This is a genomic window from Dactylosporangium sp. NPDC049742 (genome assembly GCF_040674675.1).
In the GTDB taxonomy this organism is placed as follows: Bacteria; Actinomycetota; Actinomycetes; order Mycobacteriales; family Micromonosporaceae; genus Dactylosporangium; species Dactylosporangium maewongense.
The window spans coordinates 53,875-73,979 of sequence record NZ_JBFANF010000028.1 but is presented as its reverse complement, the minus strand read 5'-3'; the positions used below and the strand labels follow the sequence as shown (position 1 = coordinate 73,979).

Annotated in this window: 16 protein-coding genes; 13 read left to right on the top strand and 3 right to left on the bottom strand. The window is 70.6% G+C overall.

Going from position 1 to position 20,105, the window contains the following annotated elements:
- Positions 1 to 5 precede the first annotated feature (5 nt).
- The 12 genes from AB0J72_RS30410 (at position 6) to AB0J72_RS30355 (ending at position 14,752) form a co-directional block, all read left to right on the top strand.
- Positions 6 to 1,205 carry an SIS domain-containing protein gene (locus tag AB0J72_RS30410; RefSeq protein ID WP_363404591.1) on the top strand — a complete coding sequence of 400 codons (1,200 nt, stop codon included), beginning with the start codon at positions 6 to 8 and terminating at the stop codon, positions 1,203 to 1,205.
- Positions 1,202 to 2,173 carry a cation diffusion facilitator family transporter gene (locus AB0J72_RS30405; RefSeq protein WP_363404480.1) on the top strand — a complete coding sequence of 324 codons (972 nt, stop codon included), beginning with the start codon at positions 1,202 to 1,204 and terminating at the stop codon, positions 2,171 to 2,173. Before AB0J72_RS30410 ends, AB0J72_RS30405 begins: the two co-directional genes overlap by 4 nt.
- 1 nt (position 2,174) lies before the next feature.
- Positions 2,175 to 3,308 carry a mannose-6-phosphate isomerase, class I gene (gene manA / locus AB0J72_RS30400; protein WP_363404478.1) on the top strand — a complete coding sequence of 378 codons (1,134 nt, stop codon included), beginning with the start codon at positions 2,175 to 2,177 and terminating at the stop codon, positions 3,306 to 3,308.
- A 310-nt stretch (positions 3,309 to 3,618) separates the two neighbouring features.
- Positions 3,619 to 5,109 (top strand): adenosylhomocysteinase, encoded by a 1,491-nt coding sequence (ahcY, locus tag AB0J72_RS30395; RefSeq protein ID WP_360559557.1) that lies wholly within the window; start codon positions 3,619 to 3,621, stop codon positions 5,107 to 5,109.
- 135 nt (positions 5,110 to 5,244) lie between these two features.
- Entirely contained in the window at positions 5,245 to 6,087 is an 843-nt protein-coding gene (gene efeU / locus AB0J72_RS30390; protein ID WP_363404476.1) for an iron uptake transporter permease EfeU, read from the top strand.
- A 31-nt stretch (positions 6,088 to 6,118) separates the two neighbouring features.
- Positions 6,119 to 7,261, top strand: coding sequence for an iron uptake system protein EfeO (efeO, locus tag AB0J72_RS30385; protein ID WP_363404474.1), 1,143 nt, complete (start codon positions 6,119 to 6,121; stop codon positions 7,259 to 7,261).
- Positions 7,262 to 7,325: 64 nt separating this feature from the next.
- Entirely contained in the window at positions 7,326 to 8,585 is a 1,260-nt protein-coding gene (gene efeB, locus AB0J72_RS30380) for an iron uptake transporter deferrochelatase/peroxidase subunit (protein ID WP_363404472.1), read from the top strand.
- Positions 8,586 to 8,870: 285 nt separating this feature from the next.
- Positions 8,871 to 10,628, top strand: a complete 1,758-nt coding sequence (locus AB0J72_RS30375; protein ID WP_363404470.1) for an ABC transporter family substrate-binding protein — start codon at positions 8,871 to 8,873, stop codon at positions 10,626 to 10,628.
- Between the two features lie 78 nt (positions 10,629 to 10,706).
- Positions 10,707 to 11,693: an ABC transporter permease gene (locus AB0J72_RS30370; protein ID WP_363404468.1), complete on the top strand. Its 987-nt coding sequence runs from the start codon at positions 10,707 to 10,709 to the stop codon at positions 11,691 to 11,693.
- Positions 11,686 to 12,597, top strand: coding sequence for an ABC transporter permease (locus AB0J72_RS30365; protein ID WP_344501621.1), 912 nt, complete (start codon positions 11,686 to 11,688; stop codon positions 12,595 to 12,597). Before AB0J72_RS30370 ends, AB0J72_RS30365 begins: the two co-directional genes overlap by 8 nt.
- Positions 12,594 to 13,715 carry an ABC transporter ATP-binding protein gene (locus tag AB0J72_RS30360; RefSeq protein ID WP_363404466.1) on the top strand — a complete coding sequence of 374 codons (1,122 nt, stop codon included), beginning with the start codon at positions 12,594 to 12,596 and terminating at the stop codon, positions 13,713 to 13,715. Before AB0J72_RS30365 ends, AB0J72_RS30360 begins: the two co-directional genes overlap by 4 nt.
- Complete coding sequence (locus AB0J72_RS30355) at positions 13,712 to 14,752, top strand: oligopeptide/dipeptide ABC transporter ATP-binding protein (protein ID WP_363404464.1); 1,041 nt, start codon at positions 13,712 to 13,714, stop codon at positions 14,750 to 14,752. Before AB0J72_RS30360 ends, AB0J72_RS30355 begins: the two co-directional genes overlap by 4 nt.
- Positions 14,753 to 15,645: 893 nt before the next feature.
- Here the strand turns inward: AB0J72_RS30355 and AB0J72_RS30350 are convergent.
- Complete coding sequence (locus AB0J72_RS30350; protein WP_363404462.1) at positions 15,646 to 16,572, bottom strand: RDD family protein; 927 nt, start codon at positions 16,570 to 16,572, stop codon at positions 15,646 to 15,648.
- Positions 16,573 to 16,670: 98 nt separating this feature from the next.
- Here AB0J72_RS30350 and AB0J72_RS30345 point away from each other — a divergent pair, with 98 nt between their 5' ends.
- Complete coding sequence (locus AB0J72_RS30345) at positions 16,671 to 17,666, top strand: stage II sporulation protein M (RefSeq protein WP_363404460.1); 996 nt, start codon at positions 16,671 to 16,673, stop codon at positions 17,664 to 17,666.
- Here the strand turns inward: AB0J72_RS30345 and AB0J72_RS30340 are convergent.
- Entirely contained in the window at positions 17,663 to 19,006 is a 1,344-nt protein-coding gene (locus AB0J72_RS30340) for a DUF58 domain-containing protein (RefSeq protein ID WP_363404589.1), read from the bottom strand. The two genes, AB0J72_RS30345 and AB0J72_RS30340, sit on opposite strands and share 4 nt — an antisense overlap.
- 93 nt (positions 19,007 to 19,099) lie before the next feature.
- A complete protein-coding gene (locus tag AB0J72_RS30335; protein ID WP_363404587.1) occupies positions 19,100 to 20,095 on the bottom strand; it encodes a MoxR family ATPase in 996 nt (331 codons plus the stop codon).
- Between the last annotated feature and the right edge of the window lie 10 nt (positions 20,096 to 20,105).

Genomic DNA, 20,105 nt, shown 5'->3' with positions numbered 1-20,105 from the left:
ACCCGCTGGAGGGCACCGCGGGCGTCCGCGGCCATCGCGAGATCGACCTGTCGCTGCTCGACGACGCCACCGCGCTGGAGCGCAACGACCCGGGCGGCATGCTGCGCGCCACCGCGTCGGCCGGCGCCCAGGTCCGCGAGTCGGCGGCGCTCGCCGCGGAGACCGACCTGAGCGCCCTGGCCGACGAGGGTCGCCCCCGGGCGGTCGTCGTCGCCGGGGTCGGCACCGCCGCCCGCACCGGCGACATCCTGGAGACGGTCGCGGGCCCCCGCTGCCCGGTGCCGGTCCTCGCGCACCGCAGCGCCGGCATCCCCGGCTGGGTCGGCGCCGCCGACGTCGTCATCGCCGTGTCCGCGTCAGGCCGCTCCCCGGAGGCCCTCGCGGCCGCCGAGGCCGCCGGCCGCCGCGGCGCCCGGCTCGTCGCGATCGGCGCCCCCGACACGCAGCTGCACGCGCTCGCCGACCGGTTCCGGGCGCCGTTCATCCCGGTGCCGCGCCGCGCCCCGGCCCGCGCCAGCCTGTGGGGCCTGGCCGTGCCGGTGCTGCTCGCCGGCCGGCAGCTCGGCCTGGTCAAGGTCAACGAGGCGGACTTCGCGGAGACCGCCGCGCGGCTGGACGCCGACGCCGACCGGTGCCGGATGACCCTCGAGTCGTTCGTCAACCCGGGCAAGAGCCTCGCGCTCGACCTGGCCCGGTCCGTGCCGATCGTGTGGGGCTCCTCGCCGCTGGCGAACGTCGCGGCCCGGCGCTTCGGCGACACCCTCGCCGCCAACGCCCGCTACCCGGCAGTCGCCGGCGCCCTCGGCGAGGCGGGCCGCGGCAGGGTCGGCCTGCTCGACGGCGTCTACGGCGGGCTGGCCGAGGCGGGCCGCGACATCTTCGCCGACCCGTCCGACGAGGACGAGTCGGTGACCCGGCTTCGGCTGGTGCTGCTGCGCGACGGCGGCCTCGCGGCGGACGAGGAGGAGGCCGACGGCGAGCCATCGGCCGTGGAGGAGAAGCGCGCCGACGCGGTCCAGCAGCTCGCCGAGCGCCGCGGCGTGCGGGTGAGCCTGATCACCGCCGAGGGCGGCTCGGCCCTGGAGCGACTTGCGTCTCTCGTCGCGGTGCCCGACTTCGCTTCGATCTATCTTGGACTCGCGCACGGCTTCGACCCGATGGCCGTGCCCGCGGTCTCGGAGATGAAGGAGCTGGTCAGTCCATGAGCACAGAGGGTGGTACGAAGGCCGTCGTCGCGGCCCTGTTCGCGAATCTCGGCATCGCTGTCACCAAGTTCGTGGCGTTCCTGCTCACCGGCTCGTCGTCGATGCTCGCCGAGTCGATCCACTCCGTCGCCGACTCCGGCAACCAGGGGCTGCTGCTCTTCGGCGGCCGGCAGTCCAAGCGGCGGGCCGACGCCGAGCACCCCTTCGGCTACGGCCGCGAGCGCTACGTCTACGCGTTCGTCGTCGCCGTCGTGCTGTTCTTCGTCGGCGGCATCTTCGCGCTGTACGAGGCCTGGCACAAGATCGGCCACCCGGAGCCGATCGACAAGTGGCAGTGGGTCCCGGTCGCCGTGCTGGTCGCTGCGATCATCATGGAGAGCCTGTCCTTCCGCACCGCCATCCAGGAGACCCAGAAGATCAAGGGCGACGCCACCTGGTGGCAGTTCATCCGCCGGGCGAAGCAGCCGGAGCTGCCGGTCATCCTGCTCGAGGACCTCGCCGCGCTCGTCGGCCTGGTCCTCGCGCTGTTCGGCGTCGGGCTGACGCTGATCACCGGTGACGGCATCTGGGACGGCATCGGCACGGCCGCCATCGGCATCCTGCTCATCGTGGTCGCCGCCATCCTCGCGGTCGAGATGAAGGGGCTGCTCGTCGGCGAGGCCGCGACCCCGGAGCAGATCGCGCAGATCAAGGCGGCGATCGTCGCCGGTCCCGAGGTCGAGTCGCTGATCCACATGCGCACCGTCCACCTGGGCCCCGACGAGCTGCTGGTCGCGGCGAAGATCGCGGTGCGGCACGATGAGACCGCGGGTGAGGTCGCCCGCGGCATCGACGCGGCCGAGGCCAGGATCCGGGCGGCGGTCCCGATCGCCCGGATGATCTACCTGGAGCCCGACATCTACCAGGCAGGCAAGCCGGCCACCGGGCCGAGCGCGACGGACCTGCCGGACACGGCGGAGGCGCATTAGCGTGGAGCTGCTCGACAGTCCGATCCGCAAGTACGCGTGGGGGTCGCAGACCGCGATCGCCACGCTGCAGGGGCGCCCCGCGCCGACGGCAGAGCCGGAGGCGGAGCTGTGGATGGGCGCGCACCCCGCGAGCCCGTCCCGCCTCGCGGTGAGCGGCACGACCCTCACCGACGCGATCGCCGCGGACCCGGCCGGCCTGCTCGGGGCGGCCGGGGTCGAGCGCTTCGGGGCCCGGCTGCCCTTCCTGCTGAAGATCCTCGCGGCGGCCCAGCCGCTGTCGCTGCAGGCGCACCCGACGCTCGCCCAGGCCCGGGAGGCGCACGCGGCGGGCCACCCGTCCTACGTGGACGCGTGGCACAAGCCGGAGATGCTGGTCGCGCTCACCGAGTTCGACGCGCTGTGCGGCTTCCGGGACCCGGCGGTCACGGCCGCCGACCTGGCCGCGCTCGGCGTCGCGGGGCTGGAGGAGACCGTCGGCGCGCTGCGCCAGGACGACAAGGCCGCCGCCCTGCACGACGCGGTGCGCGGCCTGCTGGCCAAGCCCGACGCCACGCTGGTGGACGAGGTCGTGGCGGCGTGCGCCGGCCGCGGCGGGGCCTACTCCCTGGCCGTGGAGCTCGCCGAGCAGTACCCGGGAGACGCCGGCGTCATCGTCGCGATGCTGCTCAACCGGGTCCGGCTGCACCCCGGCGAGGCGGTCTGGATGCCCGCGGGCAACCTGCACGCCTACCTGCGGGGCGTCGGCGTGGAGATCATGGCCGCCTCCGACAACGTGCTGCGGGGCGGCCTGACCCCGAAGCACGTCGACGTCGAGGAGCTGCTGCGGGTGCTGCGCTTCGAGGTGCTCGACGACCCCGTCACGCGTCCCACGCAGGTCGGGCCGGGTCTGGTGACCTGGCCGGTGCCGGTCGACGACTTCACCCTGCACCGGGCGGTCCTGGACGCCGGGACCCCGGCGGTCCGGCTGCCCGGCGGCGGCCCGCGGATCGTGCTGTGCGTGCGCGGCGGCGTCCGGGTGGACGACGGCGTGGTGCCGGTCACCCTCGAGGCCGGGCAGGCGGCCTTCGCCCCCGCGTCCCGGGGGGAGCTGGCGATCAGCGGCGAGGGCGACGTCTTCCAGGCGGCCACTCCGTAAGCCGGCAACTCAAAACGTGGCGTCTTGTCCGTATTTGCCTTGACATTGCGACTGCACAGGGTAATGTTCTGACTACGCAGGGTTCGACGTTGAGTCTGAGCCTCACGCGGGGGAGCCAAACCGGGGGGAAGCACGGGGCGGTGAGAGTGATCTCACCGCCCCGTGCGCTGTCCAAAGGCCGGTGGGCATCACTAGTGCCGTGCCGCGTACCGTAAGAGTCGCGCCGCTTTGGGCCTGGCCGCGACTGGTCGATCAGCGCGGCTCGCATTCGGGCCCAGATCCAGATCCGGCCCACAGACCAGGAGACTGCATGACCAGCACGCTGCCGCCGCGGATCGCCCAGGGCGACCGCCCGAAGACCGTGGCCGAGGGTGACTTCAAGGTTGCCGACCTCTCCCTCGCGGCCTTCGGGCGCAAGGAGATCCAGCTCGCCGAGCACGAGATGCCCGGCCTGATGGCGATCCGCCGTGAGTTCGCCGCGTCGCAGCCGCTTCGGGGCGCGCGGATCACCGGTTCGCTGCACATGACGATCCAGACCGCGGTGCTGATCGAGACCCTCGCCGCGCTCGGCGCGCAGGTGCGCTGGGCCAGCTGCAACATCTTCTCGACGCAGGACCACGCCGCCGCCGCGATCGCGGTCGGCCCCGAGGGCACGCCGGAGAACCCGTCCGGCATCCCGGTCTACGCCTGGAAGGGCGAGACCCTGGAGGAGTACTGGTGGTGCACCGAGCAGGTCCTGCTGTGGCCGGACGGCGAGGCGCCCAACATGATCCTCGACGACGGCGGTGACGCCACGCTGCTCGTGCACAAGGGTGCCGAGTTCGAGGGCATCGGCGCGGTCCCGGCGGTCGACACCGCCGACTCGGAGGAGTACGCGGTCATCCTCCAGCTGCTGCACACCTCGCTGAGCGAGGACAAGGGCCGTTGGTCCAAGGTCGCCGCCGGCATCAAGGGCGTGACCGAGGAGACCACCACCGGCGTGCACCGGCTCTACGAGATGCACCAGCAGGGCAAGCTGCTCTTCCCGGCGATCAACGTCAACGACTCGGTCACCAAGTCGAAGTTCGACAACAAGTACGGCTGCCGCCACTCGCTCATCGACGGCATCAACCGGGCCACCGACGTGCTGATCGGCGGCAAGGTCGCGGTCGTGTTCGGCTACGGCGACGTCGGCAAGGGCTGCGCGGAGTCACTGCGCGGCCAGGGCGCCCGCGTCATCGTCACCGAGGTCGACCCGATCTGCGCGCTGCAGGCCGCGATGGACGGCTACCAGGTCGCCACCATCGAGGACGTCGTCTCCACCGCCGACATCTTCATCACCGCGACCGGCTGCCTCGACGTGCTGACCGCCGACCACATGGCGCAGATGAAGCACCAGGCGATCGTCGGCAACATCGGCCACTTCGACAACGAGATCGACATGGCCGGCCTGACCAAGCGCTCCGACGTCAAGCGGATCAACATCAAGCCGCAGGTCGACGAGTGGAAGTTCGACGACGGCCACTCGATCATCGTGCTGTCGGAGGGCCGCCTGCTCAACCTGGGCAACGCGACCGGCCACCCGAGCTTCGTGATGTCCAACAGCTTCACCAACCAGGTCATCGCGCAGATCGAGCTGTTCACCAAGCTCGAGGACTACCCGGTCGGCGTCTACACGCTGCCCAAGCACCTCGACGAGAAGGTCGCCCGGCTGCACCTGGACGCCCTCGGCGTCAAGCTCACCGAGCTGTCCAAGAAGCAGGCCGAGTACCTCGGTATCCCGGTCGAGGGCCCCTACAAGCCCGAGCACTACCGCTACTGAGCCACGCAGCAGGCATTTGAGGGCCCGGCCGTTCACACGGCCGGGCCCTCGCGCTTCTACAACTTGTAGAACCCGGGGCTCGCCGGTAAGGTAACGCTGACCTAAGTAAGGTTCGGCTAACCTGCGGAGCCCTGAATGACCGCCATCTACCTGATCGGCCTGCGTGAAGGGCTCGAGATCACCCTGGTGGTCTCCATTCTCGTCGCTTTCCTGGTCAAGAGCGAGCGCAAGCATCTGCTGAAGTTCGTGTGGGCCGGGGTGGCCGCGGCCGCGCTGCTCTCCATCGGCTTCGCCGCCCTTCTCGAGGCGGGCGCGGCGACCCTGAGCTTCGAGCAGCAGGAGCTGTTCGAGGCGTGCGCGTCGTTCGCCGCCGTGGTCTTCGTGACCTGGATGATCTTCTGGATGCGCCGGATGGCCCGCAGGATGGCCGCCGAGCTGCGCGGGCGGCTCGAGGAGGCGATCCAGGTCGGCGCGTGGGCGATCGCCGGCATGGCCTTCCTCGCCGTGGTCCGGGAGGGCCTGGAGACCTCGATCCTGTTCTACGCCGCCGCCCAGGGCACCCAGGACTCCGCCGAGCCGCTGATCGGCATCAGTCTCGGCCTGCTCACCTCGGTCGTGCTCGGCTGGCTGCTGTACGTCAGCGCCGTCCGCATCAACCTGACCCGCTTCTTCACCTGGACCGGCGCGCTGCTCGTGCTCGTCGCCGCCGGGATCTTCAAGTACGGGGTGCACGACCTGCAGGAGAGCGGTGTCCTGCCGGGGATCAACTCGCACGCGTACGACGTGACCGGCGCGCTGCCGCCCGACGCCTGGTACGCCGAACTGCTCCGCGGCATGTTCAACATCACGCCGCAGCCGACGGTCCTGGAGACGGTCGCCTGGCTCGCCTATGGCATCCCGGTCCTCGTCCTGTTCCTGCTGCCGCTGCTGAAGAAGACCCCGAAGCCGGCGTCGGCGCCGGTCTCCACCTCCGTTTAACCGCCCGCACCTCACGTTCCGTAGGAGAACCATGCGTAAAACAGCCCTGATCGCGGTGAGCGCGGGCACTGCCGCGGCGCTGAGCCTCGCCGGTTGCGGCGACAGCAAGGACGGCGCCAAGGCCGGTGGTGAGGCCGGCAACGGCAAGATCGCCGTCACCGCGACCGACACCGAGTGCAAGGTCTCCAAGACCGAGGTCACGTCCGGGCCGGTGACGTTCACGGTCAGCAACAAGGGCGCCAAGGTCACCGAGTTCTACGTCTTCGCCGCCGGTGACCGGATCATGGGCGAGGTCGAGAACGTGGCGCCCGGCCTGAGCCGCGAGCTCATCGTCGAGCTGCCCGCAGGCACGTACGAGACGGCCTGCAAGCCCGGCATGGTCGGCAAGGGCATCCGTGGCGGCTTCAAGGCCACCGGTGAGGCGAAGCCGCTCACCGACGACGCGAAGCTCGCCCAGGCGACGCAGGACTACCAGCGCTACGTGAAGAGCCAGACCGGCGCGCTGATCGACAAGACCACCGAGTTCGTCGACGCGGTCAAGGCCGGCGACATGGAGAAGGCCAAGACGCTCTTCCCGATCGCCCGCACGTACTGGGAGCGCATCGAGCCCGTCGCGGAGAGCTTCGGCGACCTCGACCCGGCCATCGACGCCCGCGAGGCGGACCTGGAGGCCGGCCAGGAGTGGACCGGCTTCCACAAGATCGAGAAGGACCTCTGGATCACCAAGGACGTCAGCAAGTCCGGCCCGACCGCCGACAAGCTGCTCGCCGACGTCAAGACGATCGTGGAGAAGGCCAACAGCGTGCAGCTGTCGCCGCTGAACCTGGCCAACGGTGCCAAGGAGCTGCTCGACGAGGTCGCCACCGGCAAGATCACCGGCGAGGAGGACATCTTCTCGCACACGGACCTGTGGGACTTCGCCGCCAACCTCGAAGGCTCCCGCGCCGCGATCGCCGCGCTCCGCCCGGTGATCGAGGAGAAGGACGCCGCCCTCGCCAAGACGCTCGACGACAAGTTCGCCGCGGCGCAGGCCGAGCTCGACAAGCACCGCAAGGGCGACGGCTGGAAGCTGCACAACGAGCTGTCCGAGACCGAGCTCAAGCAGCTCGGCGACGCGATCAACGCCCTCGCCGAGCCGATCAGCAAGGTCGCCCCGCTCGTAGCCGCCAAGTAGTGCCCGCCGGCCCCGGCCGCCCCTCGTGGGGTGGCCGGGGCCGCGGCGACGGAAAGGACACCAGATGGATCGCCGCAAGATGCTCGGCCTCGCCGGCGCGGGTGCCATCGGCGCCGCGGCCGCGGGCGTGGCCGGAGCGACCCTGCTCGACGGCGCCACCCACCCGGCCCAGGCCGCCGACGCGGGTGCGGCGATCCCGTTCTACGGCGAGCACCAGGCCGGCATCGTCACGCCGGCCCAGGACCGCCTGCACTTCGTCGCCTTCGACGTCATCACCGACAAGAAGGCGGATCTCGTCGAGCTGCTGGAGAAGTGGACGATGGCGGCGGCGCGGATGACCGCGGGCCGCGACGCCGGCAGCATCGGCGCGGTCGCCGGCGCCCCGGAGGCCGCCCCGGACGACACGGGTGAGGCGATCGGCCTGCCGCCGTCGGGCCTGACGATCACGATCGGCTTCGGGCCGACGCTGTTCCGCACCGCCGAGGGCAAGGACCGCTTCGGCATCGCCGACAAGCGGCCGGCGGCCCTCGCCGACCTGCCGCGCTTCGCCAAGGACACGCTCAAGCCGGAGCTCTCCGGCGGCGACATCTGCATCCAGGCGTGCGCGCACGACCCGCAGGTGGCGGTGCACGCCGTGCGCAACCTCGCCCGCATCGGCTTCGGGGTGGTCAGCGTCCGCTGGACGCAGCTGGGCTTCGGCCGCACCTCGTCGACCTCCCGCGGCCAGGTCACCGCGCGCAACCTGTTCGGGTTCAAGGACGGCACCGCCAACCTGAAGGCCGAGGACACCCAGCTGCTCAAGGAGCAGCTGTGGGTGCAGCCGGGCGACGGCGCGGAGTGGATGACCGGCGGGTCCTACGTCGTCACCCGGAAGATCCGGATGCTCATCGAGACGTGGGACCGCACGTCGCTCGGCGAGCAGGAGGCGATCATCGGCCGGGACAAGGGCGAGGGCGCGCCGCTGGGCGGCAAGGCCGAGTTCGACCTGCCGAAGTTCGACGCGAAGGGCGCGGACGGCGGGCCGGCCATCGCCGCCGACGCGCACGTGCGGCTCGCGCACCCCGACGCCAACGAGGGCGCGCGGCTGCTGCGCCGCGGGTACAACTTCGTCGATGGCTCCGACGGGCTCGGCCGCCTCGACGCCGGCCTGTTCTTCATCGCCTACCAGCGGGATCCGCGCCGGCAGTTCGTGCCGATGCAGACCCGGCTGGCCCGGCAGGACGCGCTCAACGAGTACATCCGCCATGTGTCAAGTGGTTTGTTCGCCTGCCCTCCTGGCGTCCGTGCCGCCGACGACTTCTGGGGTCGGGCGCTCTTCGCGTAGATTCGACGCATTCGAAGGCATGTTTCTCGGATATTTCGGGCGCAAGTCAGCAAGATCTACTTTCACCATCTGTAACAACTGCACTTCAGAACGTCCGTTTCGTTGGGCAAATGGTCGGCCAACAGTCCGCATAACGGGACAGTTACGAATCTCTACATCCTCTATGCAGGTTGCCCATCGCGTCGTTTCCTTTAGGCACCACAACGCAGCCTGGTTGGCCCACGGTCGTGCCCGCGACCGCGGACTCATCGTGGCCAGGGCTGTCGTTCCTGACTGGAGGAGACCATGCGCACGAGATCGAAGGGGCTCACCAGCCTCGTCGCGGTCGCGGCGGCTTCGCTGCTCACGTTGACCGCCTGCGGTGGCGGGAGTGACACCAAGAAGGAGACGCCGACGTCCAACGCCGGCTTCGCCGACTGCGAGAAGAGCCCGAACACCTGCAACAGCGGCAACACCAAGCCGGGCGGTGAATACATCTTCGGCCTCGAGCAGAGCTTCACCAGCTGGAACATCACCACTGAAGAGGGCAACACGCTCGTCGCCTCGCAGGCGCTGTCGGGTGTCATCCCGCAGGTCTACAAGTCCGACCCGAGCGGCGCGCTCACCCTCAACGCCGACCTCATGACCTCGGCCGAGCTCACCAACCAGAACCCGCAGACCGTGGTCTACAAGATCAAGGCCGACGCGGTCTGGAACGACGGCACCGCGATCAGCGCCGACGACTTCATCTTCGGCTGGAAGCAGAACTCCGGGAAGAAGGAGCACTGCTCGGAGTGCACGCCCGCCAGCACCTCCGGCTATGACCTGATCAAGAGCATCGTCGGCTCCGACAACGGCAAGACCGTGACGGTGACCTTCGACGACGGCAAGACCTACGCCGACTGGAAGGGCCTCTACTCCACCGACGGCCTCTACCCGGCGCACCTCGCGACCAAGCAGGGCTTCGACCTGAACAAGCCCGAGGGCGTCAACAGCGCCGCCAACTGGTTCAGCGAGACCGTGCCGACCTGGTCCGGCGGCCCGCTGGTCATCGACACGTTCAACAAGGACCAGTCGCTGGTGCTCAAGAAGAACGACAAGTGGTACGGCAAGGTCAAGCCGTCCCTCGACAAGGTCGTCTTCAAGTTCGTGATCGACCAGGGCAGCGTCATCCCGGCCCTGAAGAACAAGGAGATCACCGGCATGTCGCCGCAGCCGAACGCGGCTCTGGTGAACGGCGCGGCCGAGACGCCCGGTGTCATCTACCGCATCGGCCACGGGTACCAGTGGGAGCACCTGGACCTGAACCTGAAGAACAAGTACCTGGCCGACCTCTCGCTGCGCCAGGCGATCTTCACCGCGATCAACGTCAAGTCGATCATCGACAAGACCTACGGTGTGTTCGACAAGGCCGCGAAGCCGCTCGGCAGCCACAACTTCTTCCCCGGCGACCCGAACTACAAGGACGTCGTGTCCCCCACGGGTCAGGGCTCCGGTGACGTCGAGAAGGCCAAGAAGATCCTGACCGACGCCGGCTACAAGATCGAGGGCGGCAAGCTCATCACGAAGACCGGCGAGGCCGTGCCGCCGCTGCGCTTCCGTCACACCAAGGGCAACCAGCTGCGCGCCACGACCGGTGAGCTGGTCCAGGCGGCCCTGAAGAACATCGGTCTGGACATCAAGATCGAGGTCACCGAGACGCTCGGCAAGACCCTCTCCAGCGCCGACTACGACATGATCATCTTCGCCTGGGTCGGCAGCCCGCTGTACCAGGGCGCGGCCGAGCAGAACTGGGTCACCGGCAACGGCGGTAACTACGGCAGCTACTCCAACGCCGAGGTCGACAAGCTGACCAACGAGGGTGCCCGCTCGCTCGACCCGAAGAAGGCCGCCGACCTGATCAACCAGGGCGACGAGATCCTGTCGAAGGAGGCCTATGTCCTCCCGATCGCGCAGAAGCCCACGCTGACGTTCACCTACTCGGACTACGTCAACATCCGGGACAACGCGACGCAGTGGAGCCCGACGTACAACATCCAGGAGTGGGGCCAGAAAGCGGCCTGACGCACCGGATCGACGGGGACCCCGGACGCCGCGTGCGTCCGGGGTCCTCCCGCACCTGCCAATAAGCGGAGGAAACTCATGATCGCCTATGCGGTGCGCCGGCTCCTGATCGGAATTCCGGTGCTCATCGCCGCCTCGATATTCGTGTTCGTCATCGCCTCACTGTCGGGCAACCCCATCGACGACATGGAAGCGCGGAACCCACCGGTCCCGCTCGAGACCAGACAGCTGGAGGCCCACCGGCTCGGTCTGGACAAGCCGCTCCACGAGCGGTACTTCAGCTGGCTGGGCAACCTCATCCTGCACGGCGACTTCGGCCAGTCCACCGAGAAGACCCTGAACATCGGCGACCAGCTCGGCGACCGGCTGTGGGTCACGCTCCGGCTGGTGTTCGTCGCCATGCTGCTGGCCGTCCTGCTCGCCGTCGTCTCCGGCGTGCTGAGCGCGGTCAAGCAGTACAGCAAGGTCGACTACGGCTTCACCTTCGTCGGCTTCCTCGCGCTGTCGATCCCGTCGTTCTGGCTCGCGCTGCTGCTCAAGGAGGCCGGCGTCGCGTACAACCAGAGCACCGGCTCACAGGTCTTCTACACGCTGGGCGATCAGGACTACAACCATGACTCGTTCGATACGTGGGGCAAGATCACCGATATCGCGGGGCACATGGTCCTGCCCACCATCTCGCTGACGCTCATCACGTACGCGGCCTGGAGCCGATATCAGCGCAGCGCGATGCTGGAGGTCCTCAACAGCGACTACGTCCGGCTGGCCCGGTCCAAGGGACTGCTCCGCCGGCAGGTCATGGTCCGCCACGCCCTGCGCACCGCCCTGATCCCGCTCGCCACCATCACCGCCGTCGACATCGGCGGCATCTTCGGCGGCGCGGTGATCACCGAGACCGTCTTCAACTGGTCCGGCATGGGTACCTACCTGCTGGAATCCGTCACCCGGCGGGACGTCAACTCACTGCTCGGCTGGCTGCTCGTCTCCGGCGTCGTCGTGATCCTCTTCAACATCGTCGCCGACCTCCTCTACGCCGTGCTGGACCCGAGGATCCGTTATGAGTAGCTCACTGGCCACCCAGGCCCCCGAGGCGACCCCCGTACTGACCACGCGTCAGCGCTCCCAGGCCGAGCTGGTGCTCCGCCGGTTCCTGCGCCACAAGCTCGCCGTCGGCAGCCTCGTGCTCTTCCTGCTCATCGTCCTGTTCGCGTTCGTCGGGCCGCTGGTGTGGAAGTACGACTACGCGTACATCGACGGCCCGAGCTTCTCGCCGCCGTCCGCGGAGTACCCCCTCGGCACCGACCAGGCCGGCCACGACCTGCTCGGCCAGAGCATGCGCGGCACCCAGCAGTCGCTGAAGATCTCGCTGCTGGTCGCGCTGATCGCCACCACCTTCGGCGCGCTGTGGGGCGCCGTCGCGGCCTTCTACCGCAGCTGGGCCGACGGTGTGCTGATGCGCATCGCCGACGTGGTGCTCACGCTGCCCAGCATCGCGATCGCGGTGACCCTGTCGGTCAACCTCCAGGGCGGCGCCAGCTGGTGGGGCCTCGCCCTCGTGCTGTCGTTCCTGGCCTGGGCCGGCATCTCCCGCGTCGTCCGCGGCGTCGTGCTGTCACTGCGCGAGCAGGAGTTCGTCGAGGCGGCGAAGGCGATGGGCGCCAGCGACCTGCGCATCATCGTGCGGCACCTGCTGCCCAACGCGCTCGGCTCGATCATCGTCGCCGCGACCGTCACGATCGCGACCACGATCCTCGCCGAGACCGCGCTGTCCTTCATCGGCTTCGGCGTGCAGCGGCCCGACACCTCGCTGGGCCTGCTCATCAACGACGCCAAGCTCTCCGTGCAGGACCAGCCGTGGCTGTTCTACTTCCCCGGCCTGTTCATCATCCTCATCGCGCTGACGGTCAACTTCATCGGTGACGGCCTGCGCGACGCGTTCGACCCCCGACAGACACTGGTGCGCCGATGACCTCCATCGAACTGAACACCCGCCCAACCGCGACGGACACCGTCCTGGAGGTCGACAACCTCAGCGTCTCGTTCCCCACCGAGGACGGTCTCGTCAAGGCGGTCCGTGGGGTGTCGTACACCTTGCGGCGCGGCGAGACGCTCGGCATCGTCGGCGAGTCGGGCTCCGGCAAGTCGGTCACGTCGCTCGCGCTCATGGGCCTGCTGCCCGGCTCCGCGAAGATCACCGGCTCGGCCCGCTTCCGCGGCGAGGAACTGCTGGGCAAGAACGACCGCGAGATGAGCAAGATCCGCGGCAAGAACCTGGCGATGATCTTCCAGGACCCGCTGACCTCGCTCAACCCGGTCTACACCATCGGCAAGCAGATCGCCGAGGCCGTGCTCGTGCACCACGACGTCAGCAAGCGGTCGGCCTGGGACCGAGCGGTCGAGCTGCTGAAGGTCGTCGGCATCCCGTACCCGGAGCAGCGGGTCAACAACTACCCGCACGAGATGTCGGGCGGCATGCGCCAGCGGGTCGTCATCGCCATCGCGATGGCGAACAACCCCGAGGTCATGATCGCCGACGAGCCGACCACCGCGCTCGACGTCACCGTCCAGGCGCAGGTCCTGGAGGCCCTCGAGGCGGCCCGCACGGAGATCGGCGCCGCGCTCGTGCTGATCACCCACGACCTCGGCGTCATCGCCGGTCACGCCGACCGGGTGTGCGTCATGTACGCCGGCAAGCTGGTCGAGTCGGGCACCGTCGACGACATCTTCTACCGTCCGCGGATGCCCTACGCCCTCGGCCTGCTGGGCAGCCTGCCCCGCGTCGACGAGGGCCGCGACGCCCGGCTCACGCCGATCGTCGGGACGCCGCCGTCGCTGCTCAACCTGCCGCCCGGCTGCCCCTTCCGGCCCCGCTGCCCGATGGCCCAGGACATCTGCGACGAGGTCGAGCCCGACCTCCTCCCGGTCGACCTCGACGGCCAGCACGCCGCGGCCTGCCACTTCAGCACCCAGCTCGTCGACACCCAGGCCACCGACGTCTTCGCGGTGACCTCTGTCGACGTCGACACCGAAGAGGTCGCGGTGGCCGACACGGACCTGGCCGCCGACACGCCCGAGGACGCCTCATGACCATCGACACCACGAAGCCCGCCGTCACCGGCACGGTCATCTCCGCCAAGAACCTGGTCAAGCACTTCCCGGTCCGCTCCCGCGGCATCCTGCGCCGGCGGGTCGGCGAGGTGCACGCCGTCTGCGACGTCTCCTTCGAGATCGGCGGCACCGAGACCCTGGGCCTGGTCGGCGAGTCCGGCTGCGGCAAGTCGACCACGGCCCGCCTGCTGCTCAACCTGATCCGCCCCACCAGCGGCGAGATCCACTACGCGGGCAAGGAGCTCACCCGGCTGTCCCGCGCGCAGATGCGACCCCTGCGCCGCGACCTGCAGATCGTGTTCCAGGACCCGTTCGCGTCGCTCGACCCGCGCATGACCGTCTTCGAGATCATCGCCGAGCCGCTGCGCATCCACGGTCTCTTCTCCGACGGCGGCCCGGCGAAGGTCCGCGAACTGATGTCGACGGTCGGCCTCAACGCCGAGCACGGCAACCGCTACCCGCACGAGTTCTCCGGCGGCCAGCGCCAGCGCATCGGGATCGCCCGGGCCCTGGCGCTGCGCCCGAAGGTCCTGGTCCTGGACGAACCCGTGTCCGCCCTGGACGTCTCCATCCAGGCGGGCGTCATCAACCTGCTCGAGGACCTGCAGAACGAGCTGGGCCTGTCCTACCTCTTCGTCTCCCACGACCTGTCCGTGGTCCGGCACATCGCCCACCGCGTCGCGGTGATGTACCTCGGCCGGATCGTGGAGACGGCTACGGTCGAGGAGCTGTTCACGAGGGCGTCGCACCCCTACACCCAGGCGCTGATCTCGGCGATCCCGCTGCCCGACCCGCGCAAGGAACGCGTCCGCAAGCGCATCCTCCTCACCGGCGACGTGCCGAGCCCGGTCAACCCGCCGAGCGGCTGCCGCTTCCGCACCCGGTGCCCGAAGTTCGCCACCGAGCTCACCGACACCGAACGCAAGCTCTGCACCGACGAGATCCCGGCCCTCACCGACCGCGGCCAGGGCCACCGCAGCGCCTGCCACTACGCCGAGGCCGTCAAACTGGTCTAGGCACTCGCTTTTACCCCACGGCCCCGGTCCGGACCCTGCCCACCCGCGAGGCTCCAGCCCGGGGCCGTTCGTTTCGCTTCCTGGCCCCGCAACGCGCGGCGCCCTCCATCCGCACAGACGTTGATCAATGCCCAGAATTGCCCTTTTTCGGAATAGACATTGCGCGATCTACCCTCATTTTAAAGATCATTTTGTGGGTAGATAGCGCAACATCTATCGAGCAATTGCCGCATTCTGGGGCATTGATCAATGTCTGTGTGAAGAGGGGTGGGCCGTGAGAAGCCTGCGAGCAAGAGTTCGGCGGGCAAAGGGACGGGCAAGGAGAACGGGCGTGCGAGGAGTGAGAGGAGGGCGGTGGGCGAGCGAGTAGGGCAGCGGGCGAGCGAAGACGGCAGCGGGCGAGCGAAGACGACGAGCGAGTGGGCGCGGGAGTGCGGAGGCCGGCAGCGAACACAGCGGAAGTCCGGGGAGTCCCAGGCAGTGGGGCGGCGGGAGGTCGAAGCGGACCGGAGCGCGGGGAGTGGAGCGCGGAATGTGAGAGCCCCGTGACGATGGAATGCGGAGGCGGCATCCACAGAGTGGGGAGTCCTGCGGCGGTGTGGTGCGGTGTGCGGCGTCCGCTAGGTGGGAGTCGCGGCGGTGTGGTGCGTGGGCGCTGTCCGCAGGGTTGGGAGTGACGGCTGCGCGGCCGGCGGGTGCGGTGGCGCGGCATCGTCGGTCGAAGGGGGCCGCGGAAGAGGCGGTGTGTAGTCGGGGGTGGCGGGTGCGGTGGCGCGGCGTCGGTGGTTGAAGGGGGCCGCGGAAGAGGCGGTGTGTAGTCGGGGGTGGCGGGTGCGGTGGCGCGGCGTCGGTGGTTGAAGGGGGCCGTGGAAGGGGCGGTGGGTGGGCGGGGGTCAGCGGGGGACGGCGGGGCGGAGGGCGGTCGGGGGTGGGGCTGGCTCGAAGGGGCCGACGAGGTGTGGGCCGGCGGCGGCGTGGAGGTCCGGCCAGACGCTGGACGAGGCGGCGCGGGCCTTGACGAGCTGGGCGGTGGCGCGGCGGTTGCGTTCGGCGATGACGGCGGCCAGGTACGCCCAGCCGGGGGCGTCGCGGGGCGGGGGCGGGGTCGTGCAGAGCGCGACCTCGCGGGCCAGGGCGCGGCCGAGGGCGGTGCGGGACGGTTCGGTGATCTCACGGTTGCGGGCCAGGAAGTGGCGGACGGCCAGGGCCAGGCTGTCGTCGAGGCCGGTGAGGTCCAGACGGGTCGCCCATGAGCGCAGCGGCGGTGGCATGGCCGGGACCCAGCCCCAGCTCGCCGGGGTGCGCTCGTGGATGACGATCGTGCCGGCGGCCCAGTCGCCGAGGCGCTTGCCGCTGCGGCCGATGAGCATGGTGCCGAGGCTGGCGACCCAGGTGACCACCGGCAGGAGGAGGCCGGGCCACTCCAGGGCCAGGCCGAGCAGCGCCCGGGTGAAGGCGTGGCGGAAGCGGACCGGGCCGCCGTCGTCGCGGACCACGCGCAGGCCCATGGCGGCCTTGCCGGGGGTGCGGCCGCGCAGGACGGTCTCGAAGAAGGCCGGGTAGCCCAGGGCCGTGACGACCAGGATGACGGTGAAGATGGCCTGGCCGAGGCCGTCGTCGAAGAGGCCGGCGGCGTCGGTCACGAGGCGGAGGAACGAGGCCGCCACGAACAGGACCATGAACAGGACGGCCTGGCCGAAGGCGTCGATGATGAGCGCGACGGCCCGCGAGCCGATCCTGGCGACCCGCACGTCCAGCTCGACGGCCTCGCCGCTGACCAGGCGGTCTCCTGGACTTTCGGGGGCCGTGGCGATGCGCATGCGCAACAGTGTCCTACACGGCCGCACCACCGCGCGTCCCCGCGCGCACCCCGAAGGACCGGGCCACCGGGGGTGCCCGCGCCGTCTACGCTGCCGTCGTGGATCTGGACGCATACGTCGCCGAGCATTCCGCCGAGTGGAGGCGGCTGGACGAGCTGGCGCGCCGGCGGCGGGTCAGTGCTGCCGAGGCCGACGAGCTGGTCGCGCTCTACCAGCGGGCGGCGACGCACCTGTCCGCCGTGCGTAGCCGGTCGCCCGACCCGGCGCTCGTCGCCCACCTGTCCCGCCTGGTGCTGGCCGCCCGCAACGCGATCACGGGGGCGCCGGCGTTCTCGTGGCGGACCGTCGGGAAGTTCTTCACGGAGACGTTCCCGCTGGCGGTCTACCGGGCCTGGCCGTGGTGGTCGGCCGTGGCGACGGTGTTCAGTCTGGTCACGTTCGGGATCATGGCGTACGTGGTGGCCAACCCGGAGGTCGCCGACCTGTTCATGGACGACGCGACGATCACGAAGTTGGTCCAGAGCGAATTCGTCGGCTACTACAGCGAGTTCCAGGCGCAGAACTCGACGCTGCGCGTCTGGACCAACAACGCGGTGCTGACCGCGGAGTGCCTCGCCGGTGGTGTGCTGCTCCTGCCGGTGCTGATCGTGCTGTTCAACAACGCGCTGAACATCGGGCTGACCGGCGGCGTGATGATCACGTACGGGCGCGGCGACGTGTTCTTCGGCCTGATCATGCCGCACGGCCTGCTGGAGCTGACCGCCGTCTTCGTCGGTGCTGGGGTGGGGCTGCGGATCGGGTGGGCGTGGATCGTGCCCGGGCCGCTGCGGACCCGCGGCCGGGCGCTGGTGGCGGCGGCCCGGGAGGGGATGCTGGTCGCCCTCGGGCTCGTGGTGGTGCTGCTGGTCAGCGGCGTCCTGGAGGGCTTCCTGACGCCGTCCGAGCTGCCGATGCTGGTCAAGGACGTGATCGGCGCCGTCGTGTGGCTGGGTTTCCTGGCGTACGTCGTGATCCTCGGCCGGGCCGCGGAACTGCGTGGCGTGTCGACGGACCTGCCGGAGGAACTGACCGAGGCCGCGGTCCCGGTGGCCTAGAGCCGGCCGCTGGTCTTCAGGGCGAGGTAGTGGTCGGTGACCCGGGACGCGAACACGTCGGCCGGGGCGTCGACCACCTCCACGCCGTGGCGGCGCAGGGCGGCGCTGACCCGCTCCCGCTCGGCGAGGGTGCGCTGCGCCGCGGCGGCCGCGTAGACGTCGGCCGGGGTCGCGCCGGGCCGGACCTGGGCCATGCGGCTCAGCTCCGGGTCGTGCACCGCGGCGACGACGACCCGGTGCTTCGCGGCCAGCTGCGGCAGGACCGGCAGCAGGCCGTCGCCGAGCGCGCCCGGCTCCAGCGCGGTGAAGAGCACCACGAGGGCCCGCTTCCGCTCGCGCCGCAGCACCTCGCCGGCGACCAGGCCGAAGTCGGTCTCGACGAGCGCCGGTTGGAGCGGGGCCATCGCGGTGACGAGGCGCCACAGCAGCGTGCTCTTGTCGACGTTCGTCACCGAGGCGCGGACGGTGGTGTCGACGGCGAGCAGGTCGACCCGGTCGTCGGCGCGGGCGGCGACGGAGGCGAGCAGCAGCGCGGCGTCCATCGCCGCGTCGAGCCGGGGCTCGTCGCCGATCCGGGTCGCCGACGTCCGTCCGGTGTCCAGGACGCAGACGAGCCGGCGGTCGCGCTCGGGCCGCCAGGTGCGGACCACGACGTCGGAGCGGCGGGCGCTGCCGCGCCAGTCGATCGAGCGGACGTCGTCGCCGACGACGTACTCGCGGAGGGTGTCGAACTCGGTGCCCTGGCCCCGCCCGCGGGTCACCACCGACCCGTCCAGGACCCGCAGCCTGGCGACCTTCTCGGGCAGGAACCGCCGGGACGCGAACGCCGGGTAGACCCGGAGCCGCCACGACGGGGTCATGGCGTCCGCGGTCCGGCGCGTCGTCTGGCGGTACATGAGCCGCAACGGCCCATGGGAGCGCAGGGTCACCCGGACGGCGGGCCGGTCGCCGCGGCGGGTCGGGGTCAGCGACGTCGTCAGCTTCACCGCCCGGCCCGGCTCGATCCGGACCTCCTGCTCGGCGGGGAACGCGCCGGCGGACGGCACCCACGCGTCGCGGACGCGCCCCACGAACGGCCGGTCGGCGCCGTTGCGGATGGTCAGCTCGACGCTGCCGGTGTCGCCGAGCCACAGCGACTGGTGCCCGGACCGGGACAGCGTCAGCGCGCGCGGCGGCACGGCGGCGAAGTAGTCCACGGCGCACGCGGCGGCGACGCCGGCGAGCAGGACCGCGGCGCCGAGCCACAGCCAGCCGCCGCCGACCGCGTCCCCGGCGGCGATGCCGACCAGGGCGAGCAGGAGCGTGCCGGCGGCGACGAGCGCGGCCGGCCGCCAGGTGATCACGAATCCACCCCCACGCGAAGGCAGGCGGTCACGAAGCCGCTCCCGCACGGAAGACCGCACGGAAGACAGGCGGTCACGCGGACACCGCGTTCATCGCGGGGCCGGCACGGTCGCGAGGACCGAGTCGAGCACCGCGTCGGCGGTGACGCCCTCCAGCTCCGCCTCGGCCCGCAGCCGCACCCGGTGCCGCAGCGTCGGCCGGGCGAGGGCCTTCACGTCGTCGGGGGTGACGTAGTCGCGGCCGGTCAGCCACGCCCACGCCTTCGCCGCGGCGAGCAGCGCCGTCGCGCCGCGCGGCGAGGCGCCGAGCTCCAGCGACGGCGACACGCGGGTCGCGCGGCAGAGGTCGACCACATACGCGAGGACCCCGTCGGCGACCGCGACCCGCTGCACCGCGGCACGCCCGGCGGCGAGGTCGGCCGCGGTCGCGACGGCGGTCACCCCGGCGTCGCGCAGCCGGCGCGGGTCGAAGCCGCGGTGGTGCGCGCGCAGCACGCCGAGCTCCTCGTCGCGGGTCGGCAGCGGCACGGTCAGCTTCAGCAGGAACCGGTCGAGCTGCGCCTCCGGCAGCGGATAGGTGCCCTCGTACTCGATCGGGTTCTGCGTCGCGGCGACCAGGAACGGGTCCGGCAGCGGGCGGGCCCGGCCCTCCACCGACACCTGCCGCTCCTCCATGACCTCCAGCAGCGACGCCTGGGTCTTCGGCGGCGTCCGGTTGATCTCGTCGGCGAGCAGCAGGTTGGTGAAGACCGGCCCCTCCCGGAACTCGAACTCGGCGGTGCGGGCGTCGAAGATCAGCGAACCGGTGACGTCGCCGGGCATCAGGTCGGGGGTGAACTGGACCCGCTTGGTGTCCAGGTCCAGCGCCGCGGCGATGGTGCGCACGAGCAGCGTCTTCGCCACGCCCGGCACGCCTTCCAGCAGCACGTGCCCGCGGGCGAGCAGGGCGATCACCATGCCGGACACGACGGCGTCCTGGCCGACGACGACCTTGCCGACCTCGGCGCGCAGCCGGCCGAGGGCGGCGCGGGCCTCCTGCGGGTCCCCGACCGGCCCCGCTGTCGGCTCTGGCGCCGGCTGTGCCAGCGGGATAGCG